This is a genomic window from Streptomyces sp. JK94 (assembly GCF_053613315.1).
In genome coordinates this window covers 13,032-30,175 of the sequence record NZ_JBSICH010000055.1, presented here as the reverse complement: position 1 = coordinate 30,175, position 17,144 = coordinate 13,032, and the positions used below count along the sequence as shown (strand labels likewise).

Genomic DNA, 17,144 nt, shown 5'->3' with positions numbered 1-17,144 from the left:
ACTGGCTCTAACAAAAGCTGCTGATCATGAGGCTGTCGGCCGCTCTGCCCGTATGTCTGGGCATGGGAAACCGTCAGTCGCGGCCGTGGATCGTGTCGGACGAACTGTGGTCGCTGGTCGAGCCGTTGCTGCCGCAGCCGGGTCCGAAGAAGGCCGAGGGCAGACCGCGGGTGCCAGACCGGCAGGCCCTGTGCGGCATCCTCTTCGTCCTGCACACCGGAATCCAGTGGGAGTACCTGCCCCAGGAACTCGGCTTCGGCTCGGGCATGACCTGCTGGCGGCGCCTTGCGGCCTGGAACGAGGCCGGCGTCTGGGACCAGCTGCACCAGCTGCTGCTGAACGAGCTGCGGTCGAAGAACCAGCTGGACTGGGAACGGGCGGTGATCGACTCCTCGCATGTGCGGGCCGCCCGACGGGGCCCAAAAGCGGGCCCAGCCCGGTCGACCGCGCACGGCCGGGCAGCAAACACCACCTCATCGTCGACGGCCAGGGCATCCCGCTCGCGGTGTCGCTGACCGGCGGCAACCGCAATGACGTCACCCAACTCGAGCCGCTGCTCGACAAGATTCCCGCCGTCGCGGGCCGGGTCGGCAGGCCGCGCCGGCGCCCGGATGCACTGCTGGCCGACCGCGGCTACGACCACGACAAGTACCGCCGCCTGCTCTGGCAGAGAGGCATACGCCCCGTGATCGCGAAGCGAGGCGAGCCGCACGGCACCGGCCTGGGCACCTTCCGCTACGTCGTTGAGCGCACGATCGCCTGGCTCCACGGCTTCCGCCGCCTGCGCATCCGCTGGGAACGACGCGACGACATCCACGAAGCATTCCTGGGCCTCGCCGTCTGCCTGATCACCCACCGCCACGTCCAGCGGCTTTGTTAGGACCTCTAACGGCCGCGTCGTGCACTGTCGCGTCACACCTAAAGGGGTGCAGTGCGCGACGGTTCGCGTCGCCGTGTCGTGCACGTCGTAGTTGTCGTTGAAGACTCGTGACTCATCAGGTGATCTCCAGAGGGCTGAGGCCCTTCCCGGTACACATGCCGTCGGGGCAGCGGTACTGGACCGTGCTGGACGACGATCAGTTGACGCCTGTACCGGAAGCGGACGAGTTCCTGCGGCATGTGCGCTTCGGCCGCGATCAGGCGGAGTCGACTACGCGTACATATGCCGGGGCAGTCGTGCTCTATCTGACGTGGTGCCGCTGCACCGGCCGGGATTGGACGACGGCGGCGGGCCGGCTGGGCAGCTTCATGTTCTGGCTGCGGCACTCGACCGGTGACGGCAGTCCGGCGCCTCGGCGACGTTCCGGTGGACCTGCCCGAACCTCTCGCTGACCTGGCCCTTCAGCAGGTAGCAGTTCGCCGCAGCCATGCCGTCCTCGCCCGCACAGCCTCGCTGCGGCCAGCCCGGCCGCCCGATCAGTGCCTGGGCCATGGGAGAACGGCTCCGCAAGCTCGGCATCCGTCTCGCGGAGACCCGCTCGACTGCCCTGTTCCAGCTCGCCACCGAACTGCCCGCCGCCACCCTCGCCCACACCCTCGGCACCCACATCACGGTCGCCGTCAAATGGCAGCGGGCCGCAGCAGGGGACTGGGGCGCCTATGCAGCCGAGATCAGCCGGAGGAACAGCTCATGAGGCAGGAATTCCGGGAGCTCCAATACCCGAGTGCACCATTACGGGTCACCGAGAAACGCACCCGGGCCGCGGTCGACAAACTCGTCTCGCACCAGTTCGACCGGCACGGCAACAAGATCTGGACCCAGGCCCGCCAGCTCCTGGAGCACGAGCACGCCCGCCTGCGGAACGGCCAGGTGTCCGTCCCCTACGGCATCTGCGTCGAGCCGAGCAACGTCAAGGCCGGTGGCCACGGCTGCCCATTCCGGTTCCGCTGCGTGGGCTGCGACCACTTCCGCACTGACCCGTCGTACTTGCCCGAGCTGCGGACCTACCTGGACACCCTGCTGAGGGACCGTGAACGTCTCGCAGCGGCCTCGGACCTCGACGCCTGGGCCCGCACCGAAGCGACGCCGTCCGACGAGGAGATCAAGCGCATCCGCACACTGATCCGCCGCGTCGGGACCGACCTCGACGGCCTCACCGACGACGAACGCGAACAGATCAAGGACGCCACCCGGACCCTGCGCAAGTCCCGCACCGTCTCCCTGGGCATGCCCGGCATCCGTCCGCCTGAGCCGGATTTGCGGCTGGAGCGCGACGCGTGAGCACATCACCGGACCACCTGATTCGAGCGCGGGCCGCGGACTCCGACCGTCGCCGAAACCGGGTGTTCAAAGCCCTTGACCAACTGACTACCGCCGGCGAGGAGATCAGCGTCCCGTCGGTGGCCCGCGCCGCCGGCGTCCACCGCAGCCTGATTCACCGCCACGGAGACCTGCACGCGGCCGTCATCGCCCGCGCGGGCCAGCCCCCGGCCCAGACGACCACCGGAACGCAGGTCAGCCGCAAGTCGCTGCTGGCCGACGTCGCGAACCTCACCGCCCGCAACGGGCGACTGTCCGCCCACATCACCCGACTCGAACGGCGCCTGTCCGAGACCCTGGGCCAGACGGCTTGGGAAGCATCCGGCCTCGGCGCCCCGGCCGACATCGAGACGCTCACACGCCGCACCACCGAGCTGGAACAGCAGATTCTCGATCTTCGCGGCGAACTCGCGGAACGGGACGAAGACCTCGAAGCCGCCCGCGCCGCCAACCGTGAGCTGATGGCCCAGCTCAACCGCTGACCGCGTCATCGCCGTCACCCCCATTACTTCAGGGCGGCGGCGTTGATCACCAGATGCGCCAAGTTGTCCGCCACCATGACCAGCACGTTGGCTACCCGCAATGATCAAGAAGCCCCCGTCGCGGACACCCGAGCTGTGAGAGGAGATCATGAGCCGCACCGAGCCGGCATGAGTTCGTCCGCTGAGCCCGGGAAAACCGTTGGGTGTAGCTCCTTTCGAGGGACGGCTCCACCTGCGTGAACTGCGGATCGGGGTGCTCTCGAGTGATCGACTGGGCCACCAAGGCGGCTGGCGCGGCGACCTGCGTCTCCTACGCTGTCGATCTGCATGCGGAGCGCGAGCGTGACCTGCGGGATTCCGAACAGATCTCCACAACCAGCAGTCGAGTCGAACCGGCGAATGCGCAGCTCAGCCTATCCCTCGAAAGGAGCTGCAGCCGGTTTCAGCAACTGCCCCTGCTGCATCGCTCGGCGCGGTATCGCCCAGGTGTCACACCGTGCGAACGGGCGAAAGCCCTGTGGAAGGCGGGGGTCGACTGATAGCCGACTGCTGCGGCGATGGACTCGACCGGGTCTTGGGTCTTGCGCAGGCGAACCGCTGCCAGATCCATACGCCACTGTGTCAGGTAGGTGGCCGGGCTCTGCCCGATGGCTGCCGGGAACCGGCGGGACAGGGTCGCCCGGGAAACGCCGAGAGCGGAAGCCAGCGTTGTTGTGGTCCATGGCTGTCCGGGCTCAGCGTGCACATGTTCCATCGCGCTGCGCACGAGCGGGTCTTCGAACACTCCGAGCCAGGTGCCACGATGTCCGGACCGGGTAGGGAGCCAGGCGCGCATGAGTTGCACGAGCATGACGTCGACCAGGCTGTTCAGCACCGCTCTCCCCGCGATTAGGGGGCGACTCAGTTCTCGCCCGATCATCCGGACGGTGTCGTCGAAACCGGCCTCACCCTGGTCCCCGCGGATGTGCACCACCTCCGGCAGCGCGCCGAGGACCTGGGTCCGCACCGTGTGGTCGCAGTCGTAGCTGATGGTCAGGATGCGAGTGTGGGCGGGCTGTGACCCCAGGCGAATCACCTCACCCGTCTCGAGCGCCCGGGCCGCCATCGCCGGATCGGCTGCTACTGAAGTACCCGTCCCTGGCGCGCTGCCAAGCATGTGCGACGGCCCGTACGGCATGAGCACCACGTCGCCCACCGCCAGTTCCAGGCACTGCGGCGACAAGTGTCTGCTTTCGAGCCAGGCGCTGCCGGCGGTAACCACGTGCAGAACTGCCGTAGTGCACTCTGTCACCGGGATCGACCAACTCCCGCCCGCCTCGATCCGTGCGCCGATCGTGCCCCGCACGCCGGAGATCTCCAACACGTCCGCAACGAGATCCATGCGCCCAGATTAGATGACGCAAACGAGCAAGAAAAGTGAGTAGTTCAAGCATCGACTGCTCACAGGATGCTCCATACAGTGAAGTCATGACAACCGATACGATGCGGGCACTCGTCGCGACCGGCTACGGAGATCCCGAGCAACTCACGATCGCCGAGCTCGCCGTCCCACGCCCCGGCCCTGGCCAGATCCTGGTGAAGATCGCCGCCTCGACGATCAACCCCACCGACATGCGCGTCGTCACCGGCGGCTATCGCGAACTGGTCGACCTGCAGTTCCCCTACACACTCGGCAACGAGTTCGCGGGCACCGTCACCGAAGCCGGACCGGACGTCACCCGCTTCCGCGTGGGCGACGAGATCTTCGGCATGGCCCTGCCCCGCCAGCTGCGCCTCGCCGCCGACCTCGTACGGCCGTCACTGAGCACCGGTGCCCTCGCCGACTACGCGGTCTTCGAGGCGGACACGCCTGCACTGGGCCACCGCCCGGCCGCCGTCGGCGCAGAGCAGGCCGCGTCCCTGCCGATCGCGGGCGGCACCACACTGGCCATCATGGACACCGCGAAAATTCGCCCCGGCGAGTCCGTCCTCGTCATCGGCGCCACCGGCGCGGTCGGCCTGACCCTCATTCCGAACCTGGCCACAGCCGGCGCCGAGATCACGGCCACCGCCCGCACGACCGAGGCCGCTGAACTGCTGCGCAGCCTCGGAGCCCACCACACGGTCGGCTACGACGGCTACCCCACCGGCGTCGACGTCGTCCTCAACCTTGCGCTCTTCGCCGACGGCCTGCCTACGGCGGCACGCAGCCTGCGCCCGGGCGGCCGGCTGATCTCAATCGTCTTCCCCCCGCCGGAGCCCCGGCAACTGGAACGCGACGACGTGGAACTGGCCTTCGTGATGCAAATGGGCGATGAGACCAACGGCGCATGGGCCGTCGCCGAGGCCGCAACCGCGGGCCGACTCTCCACCCCGATCGCCCGCCGATACTCACTCGACGACGGCGTCGAAGCGGCAATCGACTATGCCCGCAGGCACCCGCTCGGCAAGATCGTCGTAACTGTCTGAGCAGAGAAGCCGCCCCCGCCTCGCTTTCGGGGTGCTGAGTGGGCCTGGTGAGAATGACCTCGGCATGCCGGTTCGACTCGACTGCTGGTCGTGGAGATCTGTTCGGAATTCCGCAGGTCACGCTCGCGCTCCGCCCGTCGAAGCCCGGCCCGACGAGGCCGACCGGCAGACGCGTGACTACGCCAAGGACCTCCGGCACGCCGCACTCCCGGTCCACGTCCGGGACGCGATGGGCCGCATCGAACTCAGTCTCGAAGTACGGTTCCTGGCCTTGTGTCGCCAACCAGGGTTGGACTGTCGGATCCGCCAGGACGTCTACTACGTCGCCGAGCGCGCCGCGATGGCCCTTGACCTCGGGCACTTGGAAGCAGCAGAGCGGGAGATCCAGCGCATGGAACAGGTGGGTTCCATGGAGCCGCGGGAAAACCGCTGACGCCGAGACAACCAACGACACCAGCTCAGATTAGCGACGGTTCGGCTGTCCGCGACACGTGTCGCGGACAGCCGAACCGTCGCTACCTGCGGATTCACTCCAGTCCACGCCAGCTACCCCGAGAGAAGGGCAGTGGTGGAGGCATGCCAGGCGGCCGTCGGCCGTGCCGTGGACCGTCTTCTCCTCGGTGACCGGGTCCTGGTAGGTGACCGGGTGGTCGTCGGAGGCGCCCTTCACGCGGGCGCAGAACCGGTCACGTGTGCCGGGCAAGCCCAAGGGGACCCTGGGCAAGCCCACCGTGCGGCAGGCTTGCCCAGCCCGGAGGCCGGCGACAGGCTCGCCTACGGCCTGCCTTCGGTCAGCCGGCTGGCGGTGTTCTCGATCCACAGCAGCGCCCATTCGACGCCGGCCTGCCACCCGGGGTCCGCCTCGTCGTACCGGGTTTCGGCGTCGGTGCGGATGTTGGCGGCGAGGGTGCGCAGGTCTTTCTGCAGCCCTTGCCGCCGGGCGGGGTCCATGGTCTGGCGCATCTCGTCAGTGATCTCAATGGCACGGGGTCGGCCCCGGCGAGGCACGGCGCACGGGTGCGGCGCTGTGCTCCCAGCCACGGATGTCCTTCCGGCTGATCGTCGAAGGGAGCAGCAGCATGCGGTACCGGGTGGTCGACAGGGAGGGGTTCCGGCTCGTGGGCAGGGGGACGCGGGTTCCGCTGGTCTACGAGGGGATGAACCCGGCCGTCGTGGAGTTCGTCAGGAGCATCGGCAAGGAGACGCCGGGGTGCTGGGAGGAGCACGCCGACGGGGAGCCCTCCGGGGTCGTGGCCGCGGTCAGCGACCACTCCGCCGACGACGCCGAGGGCACCGAGATCGGCTACTTCCACGGTGTGGTGAGCGACGTCGAGGTGCCGGACGCTTCGGACAGCCTTGCCGTCGAGCCGGGGACGTGGGCGGTCTTCGAGTCCTCGGGCGAGTTCCCGCTGGCGGTGCAGTACCTCTGGCGGGACGTGTACACGCAGTGGTCCCCGTCCAACCCGTACCGGAACCGGCTGGGGCCGTCGCTCTCGCGTACCCGGGTGTCCGAGGACGGCACCCACGCGGACGCGGAGCTGTGGATCCCGGTGGAGCGGGTCAGCGGCTGAGTGCCGGTAGCACGTCGGAGGTCGTTCTGCGGATCGGCACCGGGCCGGCGAGGGCCACCGGGGACGCGCTGAAGGCACCACACGGTACGTGGTGCCTTCAGCGCGCCTACGGCAGGCGCAAGGTGTACCCGGCCGGGGTCACGCCTTCACGAGGAGCCTGCCGCCGAGGCCGCTGCACTGGTTCATGCTGCCCGTGGTGGCGCGGAACCCGGGCGGGATGGGCGAGGTGGGACACACGTACAGGCCGGCGCGGGCGACCTTGTGGTACCAGGAACCGATGCCGCCGCAGTCGTACTTGTCCCAGGCGGTCACGACGTACCCGGGCACGATCGGCGAGCCCGCGCAGGTCCAGATGCCGTCCTTGGCGAGCTTGTGGCGCCAGGAGCCGATGCCGCCGCAGCCGTACTTGTCGTGGGCGGTGATGACGTAGCCGGGCACGATCGGCGAGCCCGAGCAGGTCCAGATGCCGTCCTTGGCGAGCTTGTGGCGCCAGGAGCCGATGCCGCTGCACCCCTGTTTGTTGTGGGCGCTGATGACGTACCCCGGCACGATCGGCGAGCCCGAGCAGGTCCAGATCCCGTCGCGGGCGGGTTCCTGGTACCAGGAACCCCTGCCGTTGCAGCCGGTTTTGTTGAGCCGGGAGATGACGTATCCGGGGGGAACCGGGTCCCCGCCGCAGGACCACCCGCCTGCCGCGGCCTGCGGGGCAGCGGCTTCGGCGGCGCTTGCCGTGGTGACGGTCGTGCCGGTGAGGACGGCCGCGAGCATCGCGACCGTTCCGACCATCGCGGCGAACCTGGTCCGGAGGACCGCGGTCGCCGTACGCGTGCGCAGGCGTAACTGACTGTTCACTTCACACCCATTCTGGACAGGCTCGCGTGCCCGGCCGCGACGGCCGAGAGCACCTGGCGGTGGGACAGGTGGGACCTTACTGAACTCCGGTGACAGGCAGTGCTGTTGTGGGAAAACCTGCGACCACGGTTTGGCGGCGGCGACTGACAGGTCTGTTAGTGATCACTAGCCTCGCGCTTTCACGAGGTGGGGCGTCCGAGGCTTGATCATATAAGCGGAGAGTGCTTCTGACCTGCAACGACGGGACTTGTCGAGGGTCCTGTTGGCTGCATGGGAAGAAGCACTCTCCAGGTGAAGAAGCGTATCGGGTCGCACCCGCGTGTCCGCATCGAGGGCGGCGGCCGGGCGGTGGTCTCGCAGGCCGGAGGCGTGCTGCTGGTCGAGACCGTCCGCAAGGCCGGCCTGGACGCCGCAATATCAGCGGCGCTGACGCCGTGGCGGAAGGCCCGGGCCGTGCACGAACCGGGCAAGGTCCTGCTGGACGTGGCCCTGGCGGTCGCGTTGGGCGGGGACTGCCTCGCGGATGTCGGCATGCTGCGGGCCGAGCCCGCGGTGTTCGGGCCGGTTGCCTCCGATCCGACGGTCTCCCGCCTGATCGACTCCCTCGCCGCCTCCGGGGAGAGGGCCTTGCGGGCCATCCGCTCCGCGCGGGCCGAAGCCCGGCAGCATGTCTGGCGGTTGGCCGGCGGGAGAGCGCCCGATGCGGGCGGGTCGGTGACCGTCGATCTGGACGGGGTGCTGGTGGTCGCACACTCGGACAAGGAGGACGCGGCCCCGACCTGGAAGCGGACCTACGGTCACCACCCGTTGACGGGGTTCGTCGACCACGGACCGGGCGGCACCGGTGAGCCGGTCGCGGCCCTGCTCAGGCCCGGTAACGCGGGCTCGAACACCGCGGCCGACCACATCACCGCCACCCGCATCGCCCTGGCCCAGCTGCCGAAGAAGTACGGGCGCGGACGTCAGACCCTGATCCGCACCGACTCCGCGGGCGGCACCCACGGCTTCGTCGCCTGGCTCGCCCAGCGGGGACGAAGGCTGTCCTACTCGGTCGGCATGGTGATCACCGACGCGATCCACAGCCACGTTCTGAACGTCCCGGCATCGGCCTGGATAGAGAAGCACCACGCCGAGCAGACAGCGGCCGAACGAGCGAACCTGAAACCCCACCCACCCGCTCTGACCAGCTGATCAATCTCTCCCAAGCAACGGGGGAACCTCAGCCGTGGCGGCGGGGCCGTCCGCCGCGCGGTCCGGAGCGGGCAGGGCCGGTATCGCGGAGCATGACGCGGTCCGAGCGCAGACGTCCTACCAGCACCACCGGGAGGTCCGCCAGGGCGTGGGTGGTAGGCGGTGTCGTAGCCGGAGTCCATGACGATGAGGATTTCGGCATCACCCGGCCGCCAGTGCCCGACCGCTACCAACCGGGCGACTACGTCGCGGAGTTGGCTGGTGGTGACCTGGGTGGCATCATCCGCCGACCCCAGGCGGACCGCGTCCAGGAGCGCGCCCCAGGAAGTGCGGCCCGTTTCCAGGGCGGCGACGAAGGAGTACGGCCAGCCTGGCACGAACTGGTCACTGCTGCGATCGCCGCGTCCGTAGACGTGGCAGAACAGCCGCTGGTCACTGGTCGGCGCATCGGGCCGCAGCCAGTGCGACACGTCCACCGCGAGCACGATCCGCCCGTCGGCCGGCCTCGGCAGCGGCAGGCCGGCCGGCACGCGACGCAATCGGGACGGCTCCAGCCAGCCCCGATCCAGCGCGGCGTACAGAGCACCGTGCCCGCGCCGGTGCTCGACTGCCAGAGACAGCTCGACCAACGTCTTCACCGGCCCGTCCGTACACAGCACCGCATCGGTGAGCTCGAAAAGCGCATCCGCCCGCGTGTAGAGACACTCATAGAACTCGACTCGAAAGCGGGACAACAGGCCCAACGCCTCGCTTCCGGACACATCGACGGGCAGACTCATGCGCAGCGGCCGTTCTCTCGTTCTTCGTGACTCGACATCTCGAAGCGTGGAGAACGGCCGCGTCCGCTGTCCTGGGAAGAACCGCAGGTCAGCAGGACGAGTGACCCATGATGTTGAACGCCAAGCTCAGTCATCCGCCGAGCGGATGTCGCCTCCGTCGGGTCCAGCGATGGTTCCTTGGCCGTCCGAGGCATCGTTCACGCTGCTGCGGGAGTCGAAGTAATGAACTCGCCAGATGGCGTTGGTGTAGTAGCTACTGCCGTCGGAGCGCCTTCCCCCGTAGACGTTGTCCTTGTAACCGGTCTCACAGTAGAGATAAAGCTCCTTGTTGTGGCTGTTGACCTCCAGCTGGATGCGGTCACCGACGCGGATAACCCGCTTGCCGCCGACGGTGAGATTGTCGGTGATGGCGACGTTGTTGCCGGGCAAGACGTTGACGTGGCTGTTGATTGTGAGCGGTTCGCCGTACGGGCCGCGGAGGTCGGCGATCCGGACGATCCCTTTCCCGACGGCGTTGAGGTTGCCGTTGGCGGTGAGGTTGCCGTTGGCGGTGAGGTTGCCGCCGACGGTGAGATTGTCGGTGATGGCGACGTTGTTGCCGGGCAAGACGTTGACGTGGCTGTTGATTGTGAGCGGTTCGCCGTACGGGCCGCGGAGGTCGGCGATCCGGACGATCCCTTTCCCGACGGCGTTGAGGTTGCCGTTGGCGGTGACGTCGCCGATGGTCGTGATGCTGTTGTTGAAAGTGCTCGCCCCGGTGACGTTCAGGACCGCGTCGACCTTCAGGCCCGCATTCTGGCTGACCCGCAGCGGGTTGCTGCCCGCACCGCGCACCGATCCGGCGACCGTCAGGTCCTTGGCGGTGTTGCTGAGGCTGACGCTGTCGGCGAACGTGGCCGGGCCCTGGACGGTGAGGTTCCTGACGACGAGGTCAGGAATGCGTACGGTGACGGCCGTGGTCAGGGTGTGCGTGAGGGTGACGCCACCGGCTGTGACTTCGGCGCGGAGCATGAAGCCGGTGACGGTGGTCAGACCGCGCGGGGTGGACCAGACACGTTCCTTGTCGAGGGGGACTCCGGCGGGGGTGTCGCCCCAGTGCATCGTGTACTTGGCGTCCGAGCCCTCCCAGCGGAGCACGGCGACCTCGCCGTTCTCCACCATGATCTTCTCGGGCGCGAAATTCCGGAACACGAACCCGGCCGGGAACTTGTCCACCACGACCGAAGCGTCCTTGTTGGTGAAGCTCCCGTTCGTCCTTGACGAACTCTCGACGATCGCGATGGAAACCTGACCCGCCGTGCGGTTGACTGCGATGTTGGACAGGGTGAGGGTGACGATCTGCCCGGTGAACTGCACCGCGCGGGCCGGAGTGAAGGTGATGACCGCGAAGCCGCCAGAGACGGTGGGGGCGGACGGCGTCCAGCCGGTGCTGGCACCGGTCTTGATGTCGGCGCCTTCGGTGGTGAGGTGCTCGGCCCCCGCGCCGACCGGCACCCGGACGGTGATTTTGTTGCACCAGGCCGACGTGGTGATCCCGCCGCCGACATTGATGTTGACGGAGCCGTATTCGGTTTCCTCGGCGGAGCTCACCCGCAACGGCTTCGGGTCGGTCGACGGTTCGTACGGCAGCAGGTTGGTGGCGTTCACCATGACAACGCTCATGCAACAGCCTCTCTATAAGCGGAGGTTCAGGATGTTTCGGTCGCGTCGAGCAGCAGGTATCCATACCGGGCCTCCGCCTGCGGATCCCCGAAGTGCGGCGCGGAATCAGCCGGAACGATCGGCAGCTCCACCCACTCGGTCTCCGACCCGCGCGGCTCGGCCCAACTCCACGCTCCGTGCCACGACGCGGGCTGCGGCAGCACCACACCTGCCTCCGTCGGCTCCTCCCCCGCCCGCGCCCGCCGGGCTTCCTCGGCCTTGTCGACCCGCTCGGCCGCCAGCAGTGGGCCGAGCCGGAAGGACGCCCGGATACGCCGCATCGCCTCGGACACCAGGTCGTCGGGCAGCTGGACCTTGGTCACCGGGAGGATGTCTGTGGTGGCATGCACCGCCGCGTACGGATCCATCAGCAGCGTCAGGTGGTGCGTCACCGGCTGGTCCGGGGTGCGCGCGGGTACGGCCAGGCCGTGGCCTTTGTCGATCGGGGTCAGATAACCCCCGCCGCCCTTCGGCATGACCGCGTGGCAGAGCTCGTACGACGTCTCCTGGTCGAGCCCGGTCGCCCCGGCGAAGTATCCGACGAGGCCGTCACCGAGCCGCTTCTCGTTGCCGAGCCGGACCGGCCAGCGGTAGCCGTCGTACTCCTCCTCCGACTCTCCAAGGACCTGGCCCCAGCTCGGGTTGCCCAGCAGCGGCCCTTCGAGCTCGACGCCCAGATCGGCGCGCACCAGCGCGAGCGGGCGGCCGATCAGCCGCAGCGGAGAGCCGTCCTCCTGCGCCGCGTCGTCGAGGATGGTGTCGAGGGTCTGGTCGATGGTGTCGAGCAGACCGGTGAGTGCGGCGGCGGGTTTGTCCTTCAGGGTGCGGACGAACCGGGCCAGGTGCGGCATGGCGTCCTCGAACTCCTGAGAGTCGACGTCGGGATGGGGCGAGCCGGGGAGCGGCAGCCACACGCTGTCGTCCGCGCCGTCGACGTCCGTGACGACGCGGAGTTCGCCGAGGGAGACGCCGTCGGGTCCGTGGACGACGAGAGTCTGGTCGAGATGGTTGAGCAGCAGCCAGCCGGCCAGGGGGTTTTCAGCCGTGGCCGCGCGGGCCATCGACGAGAGCCGCTGTCCGTCCACGGCGCGTACGGTCTCCAGCCGCACGCGGGCGCCCTGGAGGAGACGCGGGCCGAGCTGGACGAAGCGGGCCGTACCGATGAGGTCCTCGTGCAGGACCTTGTCAGGGGCAACGCTCTCCGCGAGGGTGACGGAGACCTGTTCGTAGTTGCCACTGTTGACGATGTCGTAGGTGCGGCCGAAGCGGTCCACGATGCGCAGGTCGTGAAAGGAGAACTGACCGGCGCGGACCGGCTGGAACGGTGTTCCGGGGTCGTCGGCGGGCGGTTCGAGCGGGCCGCCTTCCGGGACGCTCTGGATGTCGCCGACGAGCCTGACGATGGCCTCGGGGACGTGCACGGTGGTCCTGGCGGTGCCGTCCTGCTGGACGAGCCAGTCGTGGAAGCCGTCGAGGCGCTGGGAGAGCATTCCGGGGTCGCCGAGTTCGTCGCGCAGGGCGAGCAGGCCTTCGGTGGGAGCGCCGGAGTAGGTGTCGAGGTAGCGGTCGATCTGCTTCTGCAGGACCCACGGCACGCTCGGGGTGAGGAACGCCCGGTTCTTGAAGGTGAGCCAGCGCAGGTCGGCTTCGCCGCCGCCGGGCTGGGCTCCCCGGCCGGACCATTCGTAGCGGCTGCCGTTGAAGGTCCAGTAGGTGGTGCCGTCGGCCTGGTAGGGCGTGGGGCAGTACTTCAGTTCGTATTCGAGGTGCATGGGCAGCCAGGGCTGCCGCCACGGCGCGGTGTACTCGGGGACGGGCCCGGCGACGGCGGCGGGGTCCTTGAGAGCCGCGTCGAGAGCACCGGGGGCCCGGGCCACCTGGTCCAGGAGGGCGAACTCGGCGAGCAGCGGGGTGCAGGCGTCGGGGAGTCCGGCCAGTCCCGGGCTGGGCGGAGTGGTGGGCCGGTTGTAGGTGATGCCGCCGACGGTGATCCGGGTGATCAGGGCCTCGGGGAGGCGGCAGGGCAGCGGGGTGTCCCGGGTGAGGGGTTCCTTGGCACCGGTGTCCTTGATGAGCACGACCGGGTCGGCGGGGCGGTAGTAGGACTCGCGGGCGGCGCGCTCCAGCTGGTAGCGCGGATCGAGTCCGCGTTCGGTCGCGTACTTCCCGATGTTGGCCGCGAGTTCCTCCGGGGTGCCGCCGGTGGGCAGTTGCCTCGACAGCACGAACTGTTCGTCGAGCAAAGCCTTGGTCCGCCCGGCCAGACTCGTCGCATCGTTCTCGTTGAGCTGGACATCAGCTGCGGCGTCGAACCCTGCGGGGTGCTCAGGGGTGAACGGGGGAACCGGCTTGTTGCGCAGCCACCAGATGTTCCAAAGGCGCTGCTGAGAGCGGCGGAGCCTGGGCGTGAGGTCGTCGTACTGTCGTTGGACCTCGTTGAGTTCGGTCAGCCATCCGGGTTCCGGCGGCGGGGGCGGCAGTTCGTCGTCGCCTTCGACGGGGCGCGCGGTCACCTTCCACGCATGGCCGCCGTCGGAGCCGGAGAACCAGGAGTGATGGGTGAGGGTGTCGAGGTCCTCTTCGCCGTCGGCGGTGTCGAGTGTTTCGAGGGTGCCGTGGAAGAGGGAGCGTACGAGGTCTCCGGTGCGCGCGGACCGGGTCTGGCGGGCGGCCAGCCGGCCGAGGGCTTCGGCGCTGCTGCTGCCCAGCGTGAGGATCTTGCTGAGCTCGATGTTGCTCGGTTTGTCGGACTCATAGGTGGCGCCTTCGCGCTGCCAGTCGACTCCCAGCGCCGAGCCGCTGTAGAGGGTGCGGTCCAGGGCGTCGGCGGCGGTGCCTTCGGGGGTGTCCCAGCCGAGGGCTTCGAGGAGGTCGGCCGTCCCGGTCGCGTCCGGCGGGAGCAGGCCGGGCACGGACGCGGCGTGGTTGAGGTAGTCGAGGGCGTCGTCGTTGTACCAGCCGACGACGAAGTAGCTCAGTGTCGCGTCGGGCGGGTAGTTGTCCAGGTCGCCTTTGAGGTCCTCAAGGGTGTCGTGGATGGAGAACACGTCTTTGTTGTACGGCTGGTAGGCCGCGAAGCCGGGCAGTCCGGGCCCGGCCGCGGTCAGGTGCGGCTTCTGGGCGGGTGGTTCGGTCCAAGGCGCCTGGGTGAGGTCGTGGCGGCGGCCGAGGAAGGTCAGCTCCAGCGGAGCGCCCTTCGGCGCATCGGGGTTCGGGTGCTTGTTGGTGCCGTAGACGTCGTTGCCGTCGGCGTCCTGGACCGGGCGGCTTTCCAGGTAGTCGCTCTGCACGATCCACCCGACGGCCTTGCGGTCCGCCGCCGCCGCTGTGGTGCTGTAGCGCACGACCAGCCAGCGGTTGGGGACGAAGGGGAAGGTCGTCTCCCCCGTCGTCTGGTCGTAGTGCCCGTTGGCCAGCGCCTCGGGCAGCTGCCAGTGGACGTAGACGCCTTCGCTGTCCGGGCCCATGGTCTCGGTGCCGACGCCGGGGGGCGGCTCCGCGCCCGCGCCCTCCTCGATCATGGCGTCGAAGTTCGGCGTCCACCGGTTGAACGTCTCGGCGGTGCGGGTCAGCCGGTTGACGACAAGGGCGTTCACCTTGACGGGGACGATCAGGTCCGTGGCGCTCATCAGGCGGTCTCCGTCCGGGCAGGGGTGCCGGTGGGGCTGAGGATTTCCTGTTCCAGCGGGGCGTTGACGAGTTCCAGGGCCAGTTGTCCGGGGTCCAGGTCGGTGAGCCCGAATTCCCGGGCCAGGGCGGGCACCAGGCCGCCGGTGCCGAACATCTGGAGCACCGCGGGTCCGGCGTCCGGGTTGGAGCGCAGGTGGAGGTCGAAGAGGCTGCCGGTGGCCGGGTAGTAGGTCTCCAGCGGGGTGCCGATCGGCGGGTCGTCGGCCAGGCTGCGCAGGCCGAGGCGGTTCCCGGAGTCGATGCCGTAGTGGATGCCCTGTCCCGGTTCGCGGATGACGACCTTGTCGGGGACGCCGTCCCAGAGGACGAGCAGGATCCTCTTGTCCGGTTTGGCGCGGCGCAGTTCGGTGAGGACGGTGCCGTCCTTGAGGTAGGCGTTGACCTTGATGTCCGGCCAGGCGGGGATGAGTTCGGAGTGGATGAGCAGCCCGCCGGCGGCCCGCTTCGCGCTGCCCGACCGGGCGGTGGCCCGGTTGAGTTCGGGGGCGAGGCGGCTGTCGACGGAGGTGTGCACGCCGACGTCGGCGGCTCCGGCGACGAGCGCGTCCAGCCAGCCCTGGTCGAGGCGGAACATCCGGAGGGATTCGAGGGGCAGCATGCGCGGGTCGGGCACGAGGTGGTGAAACGGCACGCCCTGGAGCAGGCCGAGGCGGGCCTGCCAGGCGGCGATGGCCTCGGCGTTGCGTTCCGCGGTGGTCCGCAGCAGGGAGACGGCGCGTTCTTCCGCGAGCACGGACCTCGACTGCGTACGTGTCACTCTCGGCTGCGGCGTCCTGCGTCCGGCGTCGTCCGGGAGCTGGGGGCTGTTGAGCCCGGTGCTGAGCCGTTCACGGAAGCCTGGGGAGGCGAGTTCGCGCAGCGCGCCGAGGGCGGGCGGGGCATCCGGGTCGGCCGAGGCGCGCGCCGGGTCTCCGGCCAGCGCCATCAGTGTCGTCGCCCGGTTGGCGAGTTCGCGGCGGGCCCGGCTGACGGCGGTGGTGTATTCGGGGTCGGCCAGGCCGATGGTGCGACCGAGAGTCCAGGCGACGGCATAGCTGACGTCGAAGATGCCGTGCTCGGGCTCGTAGATGAGCGCGTGGTCGGAGGTGGTGTGCGGGCCGGGGCTGTGCTCGGTGGGCACGTCGAAAGCGGTGACCGGCGTGGCCGGGCCGCGGTACCAGGCGAAGGTGCGTTCGCCGGAGAGGGTCCGCTGCGGGACGGCGGTGTAGCCGAGTGCGAGGCGGTCGCGGACGTAGTCGTCCTCGGGGTCGTCGGTGACCGGTGCGGTCACCGGCAGGCGCAGGGCGAGCTCTTCGGGGTCCTCGGCGCCGGGGGCGACGAGGTTCTCCAGCAGGGCTCCGGGGTCGGCGGCGGGCCCTTCGCTGCTGGTGAAGCTCCAGCTGTGCAGCGAGCACAGGCGGACGGCCGTGGTGCCGCCGGGCAGGGTGCCGGACAAGCGGCCCTCGAAGCCTTCGAGGGAGACCAGGTGGACGGCGTAGTTACCGGGGTTGTGGGGGAAGCGGTTGGTGTTGACGACCGCGTACTCCCCTTCTTCGAGGACTTCGCCGTCTGCCCGGGCCTTGTTCGCGTCGACGACTTTGCGGACGTGGGCGAGGTAGTACATCTCGTCGTCGCGCGGGGCGACCGCGTTGAAGAGGTCCGCCGGGACGTCGATGGTTTGGCACTTGCTCCGGGCCTCAGCCTCGTCGACGCTGCCGGACGGCAGGTTCGGGCCGTTGACCCCCGCCTCGGCAGGGTTGCGGAGCTCCTCGACGGTGCGCAGCACGGTGTCCCCGGACGCGGCGGGGTCGTCGGGCAGTTCGTTCTCGCCGAAGACGAGCAGGGCGAGCCAGGGCGGGCGGGCCGGGGGCTGCTCGGCGCGGGTTCCGGCGAGGTTGCGTTCCCAGGGCAGGATCGACCGGCTGAGGGTGATGTGGGGCAGGGTCCTGGTGTAGGCGCCGGTGCTCTCGCGCGGCGGGTAGTAGGCGTGGACGGACGCTTCGCTGAGCACGAAGCGGACGGCCTTGATCTCGAAGGTCTCTTCGGACGGGAGCAGCTTGTCCTGGGCGTCCAGTGCGCCGCCGGGGTCGCTGAGGGTGTTATTGACCACGACCCGGTAGTCGCCGGGGGTGGCACGCGGGATCAGGTGGTCGAGGAAGTGGATGCGCAGATCCGGTTCAGCGGTCACGGC

12 protein-coding genes and 4 pseudogenes are annotated in these 17,144 nt (G+C 69.1%); 8 read left to right on the top strand and 8 right to left on the bottom strand.

Going from position 1 to position 17,144, the window contains the following annotated elements:
- Positions 1 to 26 precede the first annotated feature (26 nt).
- Positions 27 to 880: pseudogene (locus tag ACVV2G_RS32270) on the top strand (IS5 family transposase).
- 366 nt (positions 881 to 1,246) lie between these two features.
- On the opposite strand, the gene ACVV2G_RS32265 reads toward ACVV2G_RS32270, so the two are convergent.
- The gene (locus tag ACVV2G_RS32265; protein ID WP_453846340.1) at positions 1,247 to 1,432 is read right to left on the bottom strand and encodes a hypothetical protein; all 186 of its coding nucleotides are present in this window, start codon (positions 1,430 to 1,432) and stop codon (positions 1,247 to 1,249) included.
- Here ACVV2G_RS32265 and ACVV2G_RS32260 point away from each other — a divergent pair.
- The 3 genes from ACVV2G_RS32260 to ACVV2G_RS32250 all read left to right on the top strand — a co-directional run bounded on the left by ACVV2G_RS32260 (position 1,431) and on the right by ACVV2G_RS32250 (position 2,742).
- Positions 1,431 to 1,634: a hypothetical protein gene (locus ACVV2G_RS32260; protein WP_453846339.1), complete on the top strand. Its 204-nt coding sequence runs from the start codon at positions 1,431 to 1,433 to the stop codon at positions 1,632 to 1,634. The genes ACVV2G_RS32265 and ACVV2G_RS32260 overlap by 2 nt on opposite strands.
- Positions 1,631 to 2,221: a hypothetical protein gene (locus ACVV2G_RS32255; protein ID WP_453846338.1), complete on the top strand. Its 591-nt coding sequence runs from the start codon at positions 1,631 to 1,633 to the stop codon at positions 2,219 to 2,221. Before ACVV2G_RS32260 ends, ACVV2G_RS32255 begins: the two co-directional genes overlap by 4 nt.
- Before the next feature lie 62 nt (positions 2,222 to 2,283).
- Complete coding sequence (locus tag ACVV2G_RS32250) at positions 2,284 to 2,742, top strand: hypothetical protein (protein WP_487248113.1); 459 nt, start codon at positions 2,284 to 2,286, stop codon at positions 2,740 to 2,742.
- Between the two features lie 442 nt (positions 2,743 to 3,184).
- On the opposite strand, the gene ACVV2G_RS32245 is transcribed toward ACVV2G_RS32250, so the two are convergent.
- Positions 3,185 to 4,123: an AraC family transcriptional regulator gene (locus tag ACVV2G_RS32245; RefSeq protein ID WP_453846336.1), complete on the bottom strand. Its 939-nt coding sequence runs from the start codon at positions 4,121 to 4,123 to the stop codon at positions 3,185 to 3,187.
- A gap of 86 nt (positions 4,124 to 4,209) precedes the next feature.
- On the opposite strand from ACVV2G_RS32245, the gene ACVV2G_RS32240 reads away from it, so the two are divergent.
- Together ACVV2G_RS32240 and ACVV2G_RS32235 are read left to right on the top strand one after the other, a co-directional pair.
- Positions 4,210 to 5,190 (top strand): NADP-dependent oxidoreductase, encoded by a 981-nt coding sequence (locus ACVV2G_RS32240; protein WP_453846335.1) that lies wholly within the window; start codon positions 4,210 to 4,212, stop codon positions 5,188 to 5,190.
- Positions 5,191 to 5,254: 64 nt separating this feature from the next.
- Positions 5,255 to 5,623 (top strand): hypothetical protein, encoded by a 369-nt coding sequence (locus ACVV2G_RS32235; RefSeq protein WP_453846334.1) that lies wholly within the window; start codon positions 5,255 to 5,257, stop codon positions 5,621 to 5,623.
- A 341-nt stretch (positions 5,624 to 5,964) separates the two neighbouring features.
- On the opposite strand, the gene ACVV2G_RS32230 is transcribed toward ACVV2G_RS32235, so the two are convergent.
- The gene (locus ACVV2G_RS32230; protein ID WP_453846333.1) at positions 5,965 to 6,153 is read right to left on the bottom strand and encodes a hypothetical protein; all 189 of its coding nucleotides are present in this window, start codon (positions 6,151 to 6,153) and stop codon (positions 5,965 to 5,967) included.
- A gap of 20 nt (positions 6,154 to 6,173) precedes the next feature.
- Here ACVV2G_RS32230 and ACVV2G_RS32225 point away from each other — a divergent pair.
- Positions 6,174 to 6,761: pseudogene (locus tag ACVV2G_RS32225) on the top strand (GyrI-like domain-containing protein); the annotation flags it as partial.
- Between the two features lie 138 nt (positions 6,762 to 6,899).
- On the opposite strand, the gene ACVV2G_RS32220 reads toward ACVV2G_RS32225, so the two are convergent.
- Positions 6,900 to 7,613 carry a hypothetical protein gene (locus ACVV2G_RS32220; RefSeq protein ID WP_453846332.1) on the bottom strand — a complete coding sequence of 238 codons (714 nt, stop codon included), beginning with the start codon at positions 7,611 to 7,613 and terminating at the stop codon, positions 6,900 to 6,902.
- Between the two features lie 291 nt (positions 7,614 to 7,904).
- Here ACVV2G_RS32220 and ACVV2G_RS32215 point away from each other — a divergent pair.
- Positions 7,905 to 8,747, top strand: a pseudogene (locus ACVV2G_RS32215) (IS1380 family transposase); the annotation flags it as partial.
- 88 nt (positions 8,748 to 8,835) lie between these two features.
- Here the strand turns inward: ACVV2G_RS32215 and ACVV2G_RS32210 are convergent.
- From ACVV2G_RS32210 to ACVV2G_RS32195, 4 genes and pseudogenes are all read right to left on the bottom strand, one after another.
- Positions 8,836 to 9,583, bottom strand: a pseudogene (locus ACVV2G_RS32210) (transposase); the annotation flags it as partial.
- Positions 9,584 to 9,709: 126 nt separating this feature from the next.
- Complete coding sequence (locus ACVV2G_RS32205; RefSeq protein WP_453846331.1) at positions 9,710 to 11,245, bottom strand: hypothetical protein; 1,536 nt, start codon at positions 11,243 to 11,245, stop codon at positions 9,710 to 9,712.
- Between the two features lie 26 nt (positions 11,246 to 11,271).
- Complete coding sequence (locus ACVV2G_RS32200; RefSeq protein WP_453846330.1) at positions 11,272 to 14,913, bottom strand: hypothetical protein; 3,642 nt, start codon at positions 14,911 to 14,913, stop codon at positions 11,272 to 11,274.
- A complete protein-coding gene (locus ACVV2G_RS32195; RefSeq protein WP_453846329.1) occupies positions 14,913 to 17,141 on the bottom strand; it encodes a hypothetical protein in 2,229 nt (742 codons plus the stop codon). Before ACVV2G_RS32195 ends, ACVV2G_RS32200 begins: the two co-directional genes overlap by 1 nt.
- Positions 17,142 to 17,144: the final 3 nt, after the last annotated feature.